Here is a 13,674-nt window from a genome sequence, read left to right on the forward strand (position 1 = left end):
CGCAGTTCCATCACACAGGCACTCAGACCTCGTCGCCGTCCCCGCCATCCAGATCGGCCTCGGTCATTTCAACAGGCGCAGCGGACTGTGATTTTGAGGCCGGTTTTTTGGTTTCGGGCACTGGTGTCTGTTGCGATGCGGCAGGGCGTCCCTGCAACGCCTCGGGGTTGCGCAGCCAGACATCGCGCTGCGCAAACGGGATCTCGATCCCCTCTTCGACAAAGCGGCGGTTGATCTCGTGGTTCATGTCGGATTTCACCGACAGGACCCAGTTTACGTCACGCAGAATGGCGCGGATCTCGAAGTCCAGAGAATCCGCACCGAAACCCTGAAACACAACGCTGGGGGCAGGATGCGCCAAGACCATAGGGTGCGCATTCGCGACCTCGCCCAGAATTTTCTCAACCACGCGGGTGTCGGTGCCATAGGCCACACCGACCGGCACGATGACCCGCCCGATGGTGTTGCCACGGGTGTAGTTCGTCACTACTCCGCTGATCAGGTCCGAGTTCGGAACAATCACGTCGGTCCGGTCAAACGTCTCAATCCGCGTGGACCGCACCGAGATGTCACGCACGTAACCCATCATCCCGTTCACATCGATCCAGTCGCCCTTTGAGATCGGGCGCTCGACCAGCAGGATGATGCCCGAGACGAAGTTCGATACGATGGTCTGCAAACCAAAACCGATACCAACCGACAGCGCACCGGCGACGATGGCCAGTGACGATAGATCGAACCCGGCCACCATGATGGCGATCAAGGCCGCAAGGAAAACCCCGACATATCCGGTGCCCGCCGCAATTGCGTTCTGCCCGCCCGGATCGATGCTGGTCTTGGGCAGCAGCGAGTTGCGAAGTCCGCTCTGCAGCAACCGTGTCAGACCATAACCGATGGCGAACACGACCAGGAAAGTAAAGAAGTTGCTGGGCGAGATCGTAACACCACCGATATCGAACCCAAGCAGCAGCCGTGACCAGACTTCGAGCAGGTCGGTTTTCCGCGCGCCCCAATACAGCGCCAGAACTGGCAAGGTCAGGATAGCGAGGGTAAAGCCAGCAAGCACCGAGAACAGAGAGTCCCGCGCGGAATCACCTTGCCCGCTGAGCCAGCCATAGACCGAGGTCAGGAACCGGTGGAAGATCGCCAGCGCCGCAAACAGCACCAGCGTTTTCACTGCCGGGAAGACAATCGCCTCGGCCGCGTTGGTAAAGCCGACGGCCGCCAGGATTGGGCTGGCGATCCCCAGCAGGAACAGGGCCTTGCGAAGAAACTCCAAGATCTGTGCTAAACCAGCACTGCGCGCCGTTTCGCTGGCTTCGGCGTCATCCGTTACGGGCCTGCTGGTCCGGATTCGGCGAATGCGCAATAGGATCAGAGCGGTTCCGACAACCACCGGAAAGCTGATAACCGCTCGGGTCGCATCCGTGATGTTCTCGATCTGATCGAACAACAGCCCGAACTCATACGTGATCAGGAAGACCGCCAGTATGTCGAGATAGACCCGCAGCTCGGTGACATTCTTGCGGGATAGGCGATTGAAGCTCTGCGCCGCCTGCGTGAGGTACAGCTGACGCCCAATCCAGTCATAGTAAAAGATCAGGGCAGCCCAAGACGGGACGTTCTGGATCAGCAGTGTCCCGCGCAGCCCAAGAAGGCTGGTCATTATAACCGCTTGCACCAGCAGCCAGACGCCCAACCAGGGCAGCAGAATGCGTAACAGCGAAACCAGAAATGACCAGACGCCGATGCCGCGTCCGCCAAGACCCCGAAGATAATTACCGGCGGCTTCGGACCAGTAGCGCCCGTAGTACAGCAATACACCCGCGGCGAGGGTCAGGAACAGAATGCCCAGGCCGCGATCTCTCAGACGGTCCTGAACAATATTGGACTTCAGGTTGTAAGCAGATTCGCTGACCAAACTGCGCACGGATTCGACGATGTCAGTCCAGGCGGGCCCCCAATACACCGGGTTGATCGGCGATGGGCCGCGTTCAAGAAGCTCTTTCTTTTGCCTGTCGCGCAGCAGCCGATCGATCTCGCTGATTAGGCCGTTGGCTCGACTGAAGGCCTCTTCCGAGATGATCCGCGGAACCTGTAGGCTGCTTAATTGATCTTCCAGATGCGCCCGCAATCTGGCGATTTCTTCAGGCTCGGTCGCATCGCCTTCGGGCGCAGGCCCAAGTGCCTTGATCTGGGCATCAAGGGTCTGAATACGATCGGTATTGGCGCTCCGCGCTTGGTTGAAATCTTCACGATAGTCGTGGATTTCGGACCGCAGGTTCTCAAGCGCTGCGTTCGAAGTTCGGTCAGCTTCGATTTCGGTCTCGGCACGGTCCGCCGTTGCAAGCCATTTCTGGTAGTACTCGCTTTGCTGATCGGTCAGTTCGGCGGCAACGGGGCCGCCCAGCAGGGCAAAGCAAACCAGAAAGAGCGTTAGAAACAGGCGGACCTGCCGCAGCATCATAGGTCCTCGAACACGCCGGGAATGCTGCGTGGAGCTTCGGTCATCCAATCCGGCACCGGCAGTTCCTTTTCGCGCAGGAATTCGGGGTTGAACAGCTTGGACTGATAACGCGTGCCATAATCGCACAGGATCGTCACGATGGTATGGCCCGGCCCTAGGTCCTTGGCCAGACGCACAGCACCGGCCATGTTGATCGCGGTCGAGCCGCCCATGACCAGCCCCTCTTCGCGCAGAAGATCAAAGATGTAGGGTAGCGCTTCGTTATCGGTCATCTGATAGGCGTAGTCGGGTTTGAACCCTTCGAGGTTCTTCGTGATACGTACCTGACCGATACCTTCGGCGATCGAGCTGCCCTCCATCGCGATCTCACCGGTGGTGTAGTAGGAATAGAGCCCCGCCCCCATCGGATCGACCAGAGCGATTTTGACACCCTTGGGTTGCAGCGCGTCGGCCACACCAGCCAGCGTTCCGCCCGAGCCAACGGCGCTGACAAAGCCATCCACCTTACCGCCGGTCTGTTCCCAGATTTCCGGACCGGTGGTTTCGACATGGGCCTGACGGTTCGCAACGTTGTCAAACTGGTTTGCCCAGATCGCGCCATTGGGTTCGGTCTGCGCCAGTTCCTCGGCCAAACGGCGCGAGTAATGCACGAAATTGTTCGGGTTGCGGTACGGCGCGGCAGGAACCTGCACCAGTTGAGCACCCGCCAGTCGCAGCATGTCTTTCTTTTCTTCCGACTGGGTTTCCGGGATCACGATCACCGTCTTGAAGCCCATCGACGCACCGACCAGTGCCAAACCGATGCCAGTATTGCCTGCCGTACCTTCGACAATGGTTCCGCCGGGCTTCAGGTCTCCGCGCGCGATGGCGTCACGAATGATGTAAAGCGCCGCGCGATCCTTGACCGATTGGCCCGGATTCATGAACTCGGCCTTGCCAAGAATTTCGCACCCGGTTTCTTCACTGATGCGCTTCAGCCGGATCAGCGGTGTTTTCCCGACTGCGTCGGCAAGGTCTCGTGCAATGCGCATGGCGCCCTCATTTCATTACGTATCAACGAAGATTTACAGATGCCGTGCGGCAACCACAAGCAGCGATAGTTAGTTGCGCAAACGGTCGCGATGCCGGGCTAGCCAATGGGCTAGCGACAATAGGGGCAAATCCTTGAATTCATTGTTGTCCACCTTCTGCATGAAGGTGTCGTACGGCAGTATCTGCGTACGAATATCCTCGCCTTCGGAAGCCACTCCACCATTATCGATCGTACGGGTCAGATCACCCAGCCCGACATATAGGTATAAATACTCGCTCGATGACCCGCTTGAGGAATAGGCCGCACCCGCATACTCCAACGCATTCAGCGTGACCTGCGCCTCTTCCATGGCTTCGCGATGGGCGGCCTGTTCAGGTGTTTCACCCGGATCGATCATGCCAGCCACCGGCTCCCACATCCAGGGTTCGGGATCGTCGATCAAAAACACCGGCGCGCGGAATTGCTCGACCAGCAGAACGGCATCTCGCACTGGATCATATGGCAGGACGACCACCGCGGCCCCTTGCATCAACCCGCTGCGGTGCAGGACCGGCCCCATAGTTCCGTCATGTTGACGGTGTCTTACCTCCAGCTCATCCATGCCGAAATAGTTCACATAGGCGTGCTTGTGGCTTTGAACGATGACGTCTTTATCCGTGTCGCGAGGATCGCCTGTCCGCCGCTTGCGCGCCGCCAGGCGGGCCCAGGCGCGGGTGCGAATCGGCGAGAAGTAGCGGGAAATCATCGCAGCGTCGACCCTGCCGTAGTAAGCAAGCTCTTCCCGTGCGGCCAGCAGGGTCACTTCGGCCCACTTTTCCACCCAATCCTGTAGCGACCACGGCCCGTCCGGGGTCCAGAGGCCCGGTTCCGGGAAGAACAGGCTGGCCTGGGAGGTTGTTCCGTCGGCAAGCTGCACGTTCTGCGAACTGAGATCGTAATCGAACCCGCCCTCGTAGTAAGACAGCCTGTTCAGGTCCTCTTGGCTAAACCCCTGTACCAGCAGACCTTCGGCTATGCTGCCTTTTTCCGAAACAATCATCGGAAAAGCCTGCCCTGCTACTGCATAAACCGCGTGATCCGGGAGGTGTGCCTGAGCAATCGTCAATTGCGTCAGAGGGCGGCCAATCACGAGCTCCAGCAGAGGCTGGTGCCTGAGCGTACCGTAAAAGAACAAATCGGACACTGGAGTGAAACTCGCGATGATTTCCAGGGGATTACCGCCAGCGGCGGCCAGCTTCTTCGGTTGCAAGACCGGCGATAAGTGCTCCGATCACCAAAGTCCATAGAATTTCCGGCGCCAATAGAAGTTGGCTGTAGTCGATACCAATTTTGAAAATGTCGATCAGGGCCTCAAACGGGCCATTGTACCTGTGACGCATAGCCAGCCGAAACATTTCATAACAGCCTTGAACAAACAGCCCCCAGAAAACGAGTGACGCAACACCTGTAATCCCGTTGTTTATCGCTCCGGTCCATCCCCGACCGACCCGTTTGCCCATAATCTTCCAACCACAGACGACCCCAATGGCCATATTGACTACTGTGAACCAGCCGTAGTCCTTACCTTCTTCACCGTTGTCGATGATCATGCTTGAAACAAGAAAGGCCACCACCAACAGACAAATTGCAGCAACGAGGCGCGGGGCACTTGGCATTCGGAATTTCCGTTTGTTAACTGGGTTTTGCTATAGTGATCTGTGTCACATCGCAGTTACCAGTGTCAAAGGCTGCGCCGCACGCGGTCAAATAATAGTTCCACATACGGCGGAAACGCTCATCGAAGCCCATTTCAGCGATTTCGTCCCATTTGTCGTTGAACGTCTCGTACCATCGACGTAGTGTCAGATCATAACTTTTGCCAAATTCCCGCGACTTCACCACGTTAAGCCCCGCTTCGGCGACCTGATCTTTCAGGACCGATGGTGCCGGTAGCATACCCCCAGGGAAGATATATTTCTGAATAAAATCAACGCCGTTCTTGTATATATCCCAGCGATGGTCCGCGACAGTGATAATTTGCAAAGTGGCCTGCGCGCCCGGTTTCAAACGCTCGCGCACTGTTTCGAAGTAGACAGGCCAGTACTTTTGACCAACAGCCTCGAACATCTCTATTGATGCGATCCCATCATACTGGCCCCGCTCATCACGGTAATCCTGCAACTTGAACTCAACAAGGTCAGAAAGCCCTGCTTTTTCTATGCGTTGCCGCGCGAAGTTCAACTGCTCTTGACTGATCGTCAGACCTGTGACCCGAAGGCCACGCTCTTTTGCGGCATATTCAGCGAACCCGCCCCAGCCACAACCGATCTCAAGAATATGATCTCCGGGCTTTGCACCCATTTCATCGACCAAACTGGCGTATTTAGCAGTTTGGGCTTTTTCCAAACTTTCCTGACCAGTCTCAAACAGCGCGCTGGAATATGTCATCGTTTCATCCAGCCATAAGCTATAGAAATCATTTCCTAAATCGTAGTGGTACGAGATGTTTTTCTTGGCCTGGCGCCGGTGGTTTCGGTGCAGCCAGAAACGCAGGCGCTCATAGGCCTGAACCAGAAACATTCCGGTAAAATCGTCATAAACTGTTTCAGTACCCAGATGCACCAGATCCATGAATGACCGCAGGTCTGGGGTGCTCCAATCGCCTTCCAGGTAGGCATCGGAAAAGCCCAGTTCGCCCTCACGGATCAAACGTGCAAAGACGTCCGGATCATGGATATCGACCCGCGCGACCGGCCCCGGCCTGGCCCCTTCGGACCGAAAAACCCGGCCGTCGGGCAAGGCGATGTCCATTCGCCCGGACTCCATCCGGTTCAGCATTTTGAAGACTTGAGCAAAATATCTGGGCAGGTCTTTCTGCCCTTCTGTCGTGGTTAGGATCATCCGCTCTCCCCTGTGCGGCCGTGGTTCAAAGCTAGGCCGAGTTTGTGTTTCTGGCAAGTTTTCAGTTCCTTACCCGGATTTTCGGCTTTCATAGGCCGCCAAAGCTCGCGCTCGTCCACTTGTAAGATCGACCACAGGTTCGGGGTACGTAGACGCAGGATCAAGCGCCCATGATCGCGGTACAGCTTCGAAATAGGCCAGTGCCGTCGCCGATGGCGTGGCTTGCCCCTCGGCAATCCATCGTTTCAAATAAGCCCCTCCGGGGTCGAATTTTTCCTGCTGCGTCTGCGGATTGAAAATCCGAAAGAAGGGCGAAGCGTCCGGTCCAGAGCCTGCAACCCATTGCCAGCCCATCGCATTTGCCGCCGGATCCCAATCGATCAGGCAATCGGCAAACCAGCTCATACCGATTTTCCAATGTGTCATCAGATGCTTGGTCAGATAGCTGGCTGCAATCATACGCGCGCGATTGTGCATTCTGCCGGTCACGTACATCTGACGCAACCCGGCATCCACCGCCGGAACTCCGGTGCGCCCCTGCTGCCACGCGACGACTTCAGGCTGGCTGGCATCCTCGTTCCAAGGGAATGCGTCCCATTCCTGTTTCCAATTTCCGTTCAGCAAGTGCGGCGTGTGGAACATCAGGTGATACGCAAACTCGCGCCAGACCAGTTGGCGCAGGAACGTATCCGTGCCTTGGGTGCCAGTCATCGCAGCGTGCTGGACCGCGTGCCAAACGCTGCGCGGCCCGATTTCGCCTAAAGACAGGTATTCGGACAAATCCGAGGTACCATCCGTATCCAGACGGTTCCGATCCTCCGAGTAGTTTGAGATGCGGTCCAGAAACCCGTGAAGAACCTCAAATGCCGCAGGTTCACCGGACCGAAGATAAGGCGCAACAACCGCCGCACCGCGGTTCATGGCACGCCCTAATTTCCATGCTTCCAAGTTTTCGGACGCAGGCCATATCTGAGGTGCGGAAATAACGTAGGGTGCAGCTTCCGGTGCCGCAACTTCCCGCCGCTGAACAGCGCGCCACATTGGAGTGAAGACACGGAAAGGCTGACCAGCCTTGGTGGCCACAGTCCAAGGTTCGAACAACAAGTGGCCGGCAAACGATCTGGCCTCAACGCCCTGCTTGGTCAGAGCCGATTTGATACGAGTGTCACGCGCAATTGCGTCCGGATCGTAGGCCCGTGACCAATAGACAGAAGTCGCGCCAGATTCTGCGATCAATTCCTGCAGAACGGACAACGGATCTCCGCGCCGCAGGATCAGGCGATTACTCGCCTTCCTAAGCGACTGCGCAAAGGCGGCCAGCCCAAGACCAAGCCGCCATTTTGGTGCCGCGCCCAGTGCTGCGGCAAGGTCGTCCAGAATGAAAAGCGCGATGACAGGGCGCCCGGACCGGACTGCCACGCTTAGCGCCGGATGATCCGATAGGCGGAAGTCGCGCCGGAACCACATGATGATCGGAGATTGCTTGTTTTCCATGACCGCCCGGTTGTTTTCCTTGCACTACGAAGCCGAACGGAAACCGGATCACAAAACTGCGTCAAGTACTTTCAATAACTGACCAATTTCCTGTTGCGAGAAATAGGGCGTTGAGAGATGAAATCGTCAGCGCATAGTCAGTCAGAGCAGAGAAACTGGTCACCCCGACCCCGAACAAAAAAGCCCCGACGCAAGGCCGGGGCTTTCGTAGATATTTCTCGCCTCAACGGCGGCGTTTTTCGTTCGCCAGACCGATGAAGATCGATACGCACATCAGCACCAGCACGATCGCAAACGGAAAGCCGGTTGCAATCGCGGCAGCCTGCAAAGCGCCAAGCCCTCCGCCCAGTAACAGTACGACGGCAATGGCGCCTTCAAGGATGCACCAGAACACGCGCTGCGCCGTTGGGGCATCTGTCTTGCCTCCTGCTGTGATCGTGTCGATCACCAGCGACCCCGAGTCCGAACTGGTTACGAAGAACACAACAACTAGGATGATGCCGACAAAGGACAGCAGACCGGTCATCGGGAAGGCTTCGAACATCTTGAACATTTTCAGCTCAAGAGCCGCGTCCGACAGGGCCTGCCCAGAACCAGACATGACCTGATCCAGCGCTGCGCCACCGAAAACGCTCATCCAAAGCGCACCGACAACTGTCGGAATCAGGATTACACAAGTCACGAATTCACGCACCGTGCGGCCACGCGAAATACGGGCGATGAACATGCCAACGAAAGGCGACCAGGAAATCCACCACGCCCAATAGAACGTAGTCCAGCCCTGCATGAAGTTGGTGTCTTCACGACCGACCCAGTTCGACAGAGCGGGCAACGCTATGAAGTACTCGATCATGCTGTCGAAAAAGCCGGTTAGAATCGCGACGGTCGGTCCAACGATCAGCACCAGCAACAACAGAGCCGCAGCCAGGATCATATTGGCTTCGGACAGGCGCTTTACCCCTTTGTCGAGGCCAGCAACAACCGAGATCAGAGCAAAAACCGTAATCAACCCAATCAGCAGCACTTTCATGCCATCCGAGATCGGAACATCGAACAGATAATTCAGACCGGCCAGCGCCTGCGTCGCACCCAGACCCAGCGATGTGGCCAGACCAAAGATGGTCGCAAACACGGCCAGAACATCAATGATATGCCCCAGCGGGCCCCATGTTGCTTCGCCAAACAGCGGATAGAACACCGACCGCATGGTCAGAGGCAGACCGCGGTTAAAGCTGAAAAAGGCCAGAGCCAGCGCCACGACAGCATAGACGGCCCAAGGGTGCATACCCCAGTGGAAGATGGTCGCCGCCATCGCCAGCTTTTTCGAGGCTTCCGGGTCTTCCAGCCCTGCCCCCAACGGTGCCCAATCGGTGCGCACGCCGTCTTCACCAACTGCTACGCCGCCAACCGATGACCCGTAGTGTGAAATCGGCTCGGCCACGCCCCAGAACACCAGCCCGATGCCCATGCCTGCGGCAAACAGCATCGAGAACCATCCGGCATAGCTGTAGTCCGGCTTGGCATCGTCTCCACCCAGACGGATCGAGCCATAAGGCGTGACGATTAACAGCAGCGAAAACACCACAAAAATGTTGGCTGCGATCATGAACACCCAGTCGAACTGGCTGGTCAGTGCCGGACGAAGCCACCCAAAGAATTCGGTCGCCTGCTCGCGAAACACGAGCGAGAAAAACACGAATGCAATGATGGTAAGCCCCGATACGGCAAAGACCGGATTGTGAACGTCCAGACCCATAATCTGAACGTTGTCCTGACCGACCTCATAGTCGGTCTCCATATTATCGGACATAGGTTCTCTTCCTTCCCTTATTCGGTGCTCAGGACTTTCAATATCCCGTGCCGAAAAGGGTTGGCTGAGAAGACCACATATCACGAGAAAACGACAAAACCTACAAATACCGACATGGGTAAAGAGTAAGTTTTTGAACCGATAGAACCGGTATCCGCACACAAAAAAGGCCGGGGATGTGACCCCGGCCTTCGCATTCAGTGTGTTACAATTAGCCCTGAACTTTGGTGTAGGTGCCCTCACCCGCCAGAATGCCGCGGAACCCGCCGGGCTCGTCCAGACCAAAGACAATCAGCGGCAGATTGTTGTCCCGCGCCAACGCAATGGCCGAAGCATCCATGACCTTCAGCCGTTTTGCCAGAACATCGTCATAGCTGACCGTGTCATAACGCACCGCGTCCGCGTGAACCTTCGGGTCTTTGTCATAGACGCCATCGACGCCGTTCTTGCCCATGAAGATCGCCTCGCACGCCATTTCGTTGGCACGCAGGGTCGCAGCGGTATCGGTGGTGAAATACGGGTTGCCGGTACCGGCGGCAAATATGCAGACCCGCTTCTTTTCCAAGTGCCGAACAGCGCGGCGACGGATATAGGGCTCACACACTTCATCCATGCGAATGGCCGAGATGACACGGGTAAAGACGCCAATCTCTTCCAATGCCGACTGCATCCCCAGCGCGTTCATGACCGTTGCCAGCATTCCCATGTAGTCAGCCGTTGTACGCTCCATCCCCTGTGCAGAGCCGCTAAGGCCGCGGAAGATGTTGCCGCCGCCGATCACCATACAGATCTCGACACCCAGATCGTGCACCGACTTGACCTCTTGCGCGATGCGCTGAACAGTCGGCGGGTGCAGACCAAATCCCTGATCCCCCATCAGCGCTTCGCCCGAGATTTTCAGCATCACGCGGTTGTACTTCGCTTTTGGGGTCTCGGTGGTTTCGAGTGTCTCGGTCAGGCTCATGTTGCGCTCCGGGCTGGCACGGGGTTAATTTCGGCGCAAAATGAAGCAAAAACTCCGCAGGTTCAATGCGGATGGTGAGGATTGGGGCGCACCCGGATGGCCAATAACGAAAGATCGCAGTTTTGGGACCGCCTGCCCCCGATTGACGACAACAAACCAGTGCTGATCGCGGGGCCGACTGCATCGGGGAAATCAGCGCTGGCCTTGCAGATCGCCGAGACCTTTGGCGGTGTGATCGTGAATGCGGATGCCAGCCAGGTCTATGATTGCTGGCGGGTGATTTCGGCGCGACCTTCAGCCGAGGAAGAGGCCCGCGCTCCGCATCTACTATATGGTCATATCGCTTTTAATCAGGACTATTCCACCGGTCACTGGCTGCGCGAGGTAACGCCGCTGCTATCTGGGGATCAACGACCGATCATCGTCGGTGGCACCGGCCTGTATTTCTCTGCTCTGACCGAAGGGATGGCCGACATCCCAGCCACGCCACCTGCAGTTCGGGCTGAGGCTGATCAAATGGACCTGCCCTCTTTGATCGCCGGAGTGGATGCGCTAACGCTGGGTCGGATCGACACCCAGAACCGCGCTCGCGTTCAGCGCGCCTGGGAAGTTCAGCAAGCCACCGGGCGCAGCCTGAGAGACTGGCAAGCCGACACCCCGCCTCCGGTTCTGAACTTGTCAGACACGGTGCCGATCGTCTTTGACGTGAACAAGGAATGGCTGCTGGACCGTATCAAACGGCGGTTCGATCAGATGCTGGACACTGGCGCGCTGCAAGAGGTCGAGGCGATGCGCGGCCTCTATGATCCGACCCTGCCAGCCTTCAAGGCGATCGGTGTGCCGGAATTGATCGCGTATCTGGAAGGAAAGATGACCCTGAACGCCGCCCGCGAACGTGCGGCGATTTCCACCCGTCAATTTGCCAAACGTCAACGAACCTGGTTCCGTGCGCGGATGAAAAACTGGAATCGGGTAGATTTCGCAAAATGATACGTCGATTTCCTGAGGAATTTTCCTAACCGATTCCCTGCAAGGAAGGAATCTGTCGGTTCACCACAGTATACATAGCGAATTCACCCGGATCCGGGCGTCGGGCATGGCACAACAATCTCTGACCATGTCGCTTTTGTATCATGAATGACGATTTCGAACATTGACCTGATCCGGATTCTGGGGCCGAATGGGCCTATGGGGACATTCAGAACTCAAAAAATCCGTGAAACTGCTGCCGGAAACTGACCGGTTCGAGCGGTTCCAACCTTCTTCAAAAACAAAACATGTCATCAGGGAGAGACATTGATGAAAAACCAAACCATCACCGGAACCCCGATTCATTGGGCCGCAGAAATGCACGCTCAGGAGTATCGGGATGGCAAACTGAACCGGCGAGAATTCCTGGCCCGCGCCACCGCGCTGGGTGTTGCCGTGCCAGCGGCCTACGGGATGATCGGCCTGCAATCGCCTGCCGCAGCGCAAGAGCCGCAGCGGGGTGGAACCATCCGCTATCAGATGGAAGTACGCGCGCTGAAAGATCCTCGGACCTTTGACTGGACTCAGATCGCCACCTTCACCGCAGGTTGGTTGGAATATCTGGTCGAGTACAACAACGACGGATCGTTCAAGCCTATGCTTCTGGAAAGTTGGGAAGCCAACGACGACGCCACCGAGTACACCTTGAACGTCCGTAAGGGCGTGAAATGGAACAATGGTGACGATTTCACTGCCGAAGATGTTGCGCGCAATATTACCGGATGGTGTGATTCCTCGGTCGAGGGCAACTCGATGGCGTCACGAATGTCATCGCTGATCGACGAAAGCACCCAGCAAGCCGCAGAGGGTGCAATTACTGTTGTCGACAGCCACACGGTCAAGCTGAAGTGTAGCGCTCCGGATATCACGATCATCCCCGGCATGGCTGACTATCCCGGTGCCATCGTGCACAGCAGCCATGACCCCAACACTATGTTGGACAATCCGATTGGTACCGGATTCATGCTGCCGGAGAGCCACGAAGTTGGCGTGAAAGGTGTTCTGGTCCGCAATGAAGACTTTGATTGGTGGGGATATGAAGCCGGTAAAGGTGGCTATATCGACAGGATCGAGTTCATCGACTACGGCACCGACCCTGCCGCTTTCCTTGCTGCCTATGAGGCCGAAGAAATCGACATGAATTGGGAGTCGGTCGGTGAATTTGTCGACATCTTTGACAGCATCGGCCTTGTCCGCTCGGAAATCCCGTCCGGTTTCACCATTGTAATCCGTCCCAACCAGTTGGCCGAAGATGCGGACGGTAACAAAATCTACGGCGACAAACGCGTGCGTCAGGCGCTTGCGATGGCTGTCGACAACGCGGTCTGTCTGGAACTTGGCATGTCCGGCTACGGCATTGTCGCCGAAAACAGCCATGTCGGCCCTATGCATCCGGAATACGACTCGGAAGTGACCCGCATTCCGTATGACCCGGCCGCAGCCAAAGCGTTGATGGACGAAGCCGGCATGGGCGATTTCGAGCACGAAGTTCAGTCCATTGATGACGATTGGCGTCGGAACACGACTGCGGCCGTCGTTGCGCAGCTTAACGACGCGGGCATCAAGGCCAAACACACGGTTCTGCCAGGGTCGACCTTCTGGAATGACTGGACCAAATACCCGTACTCTTCGACAAACTGGAACCACCGCCCGCTCGGTACGCAAATCCTTGCACTGGCCTACAAGTCAGGCGTTGCATGGAACGAATCCGGTTTCTCCAACGAAGAGTTCGACACCCTGCTGGCCGAAGCAAATTCCATTACCGATGTGGACCAACGTCGCGAAGTGATGGGCAAGCTGCAGGCGATCATGATCGACGAAGGCGTTGTTATCCAGCCCTATTGGCGGACCGCGATGCGCCACCACCGCGACAACATGGTCGGTGTTGAAAAGCACATCGCCGACCTGCCCCAGCTTTATAAATTCGGCATCGTTGGCTAAGCCGAAAACAAACAGGCCGCGCCAAATAGGTGCGGCCTTTTCGTCTTAATCAGGCG

10 protein-coding genes are annotated in these 13,674 nt (G+C 56.9%); 2 read left to right on the forward strand and 8 right to left on the reverse strand.

Annotated elements, in window-relative coordinates; all coding sequences use genetic code 11:
* Window positions 1–22: 22 nt before the first annotated feature.
* From ACR0ER_RS01390 to pyrH, 8 genes are all read right to left on the reverse strand, one after another.
* Window positions 23–2,464, reverse strand: coding sequence for a DUF3772 domain-containing protein (locus tag ACR0ER_RS01390; RefSeq protein WP_480767397.1), 2,442 nt, complete (start codon window positions 2,462–2,464; stop codon window positions 23–25).
* On the reverse strand, window positions 2,464–3,498 hold the full coding sequence (locus tag ACR0ER_RS01395; protein ID WP_480767398.1) for a cysteine synthase A: 1,035 nt from the start codon (window positions 3,496–3,498) through the stop codon (window positions 2,464–2,466). Before ACR0ER_RS01395 ends, ACR0ER_RS01390 begins: the two co-directional genes overlap by 1 nt.
* Window positions 3,499–3,567: 69 nt before the next feature.
* Window positions 3,568–4,749, reverse strand: a complete 1,182-nt coding sequence (locus ACR0ER_RS01400) for an NUDIX domain-containing protein (protein WP_480767399.1) — start codon at window positions 4,747–4,749, stop codon at window positions 3,568–3,570.
* Window positions 4,715–5,155, reverse strand: coding sequence for a TrgA family protein (locus tag ACR0ER_RS01405; RefSeq protein ID WP_480767400.1), 441 nt, complete (start codon window positions 5,153–5,155; stop codon window positions 4,715–4,717). Before ACR0ER_RS01405 ends, ACR0ER_RS01400 begins: the two co-directional genes overlap by 35 nt.
* Window positions 5,156–5,171: 16 nt before the next feature.
* Complete coding sequence (locus tag ACR0ER_RS01410; protein WP_480767401.1) at window positions 5,172–6,380, reverse strand: class I SAM-dependent methyltransferase; 1,209 nt, start codon at window positions 6,378–6,380, stop codon at window positions 5,172–5,174.
* 69 nt (window positions 6,381–6,449) lie between these two features.
* Entirely contained in the window at window positions 6,450–7,874 is a 1,425-nt protein-coding gene (locus ACR0ER_RS01415) for a cryptochrome/photolyase family protein (RefSeq protein WP_480767402.1), read from the reverse strand.
* A 223-nt stretch (window positions 7,875–8,097) separates the two neighbouring features.
* Window positions 8,098–9,684 carry a BCCT family transporter gene (locus ACR0ER_RS01420; RefSeq protein WP_480767403.1) on the reverse strand — a complete coding sequence of 529 codons (1,587 nt, stop codon included), beginning with the start codon at window positions 9,682–9,684 and terminating at the stop codon, window positions 8,098–8,100.
* Between the two features lie 211 nt (window positions 9,685–9,895).
* A complete protein-coding gene (pyrH, locus tag ACR0ER_RS01425) occupies window positions 9,896–10,648 on the reverse strand; it encodes a UMP kinase (RefSeq protein WP_170331334.1) in 753 nt (250 codons plus the stop codon).
* Between the two features lie 96 nt (window positions 10,649–10,744).
* Here pyrH and miaA point away from each other — a divergent pair, with 96 nt between their 5' ends.
* Window positions 10,745–11,638 (forward strand): tRNA (adenosine(37)-N6)-dimethylallyltransferase MiaA, encoded by an 894-nt coding sequence (gene miaA / locus ACR0ER_RS01430; RefSeq protein WP_480767404.1) that lies wholly within the window; start codon window positions 10,745–10,747, stop codon window positions 11,636–11,638.
* A 309-nt stretch (window positions 11,639–11,947) separates the two neighbouring features.
* A complete protein-coding gene (locus ACR0ER_RS01435; protein WP_170331330.1) occupies window positions 11,948–13,618 on the forward strand; it encodes an ABC transporter substrate-binding protein in 1,671 nt (556 codons plus the stop codon).
* The last annotated feature ends 56 nt before the right edge of the window (window positions 13,619–13,674 follow it).

This window comes from Ruegeria sp. CH8 (assembly GCF_056536985.1).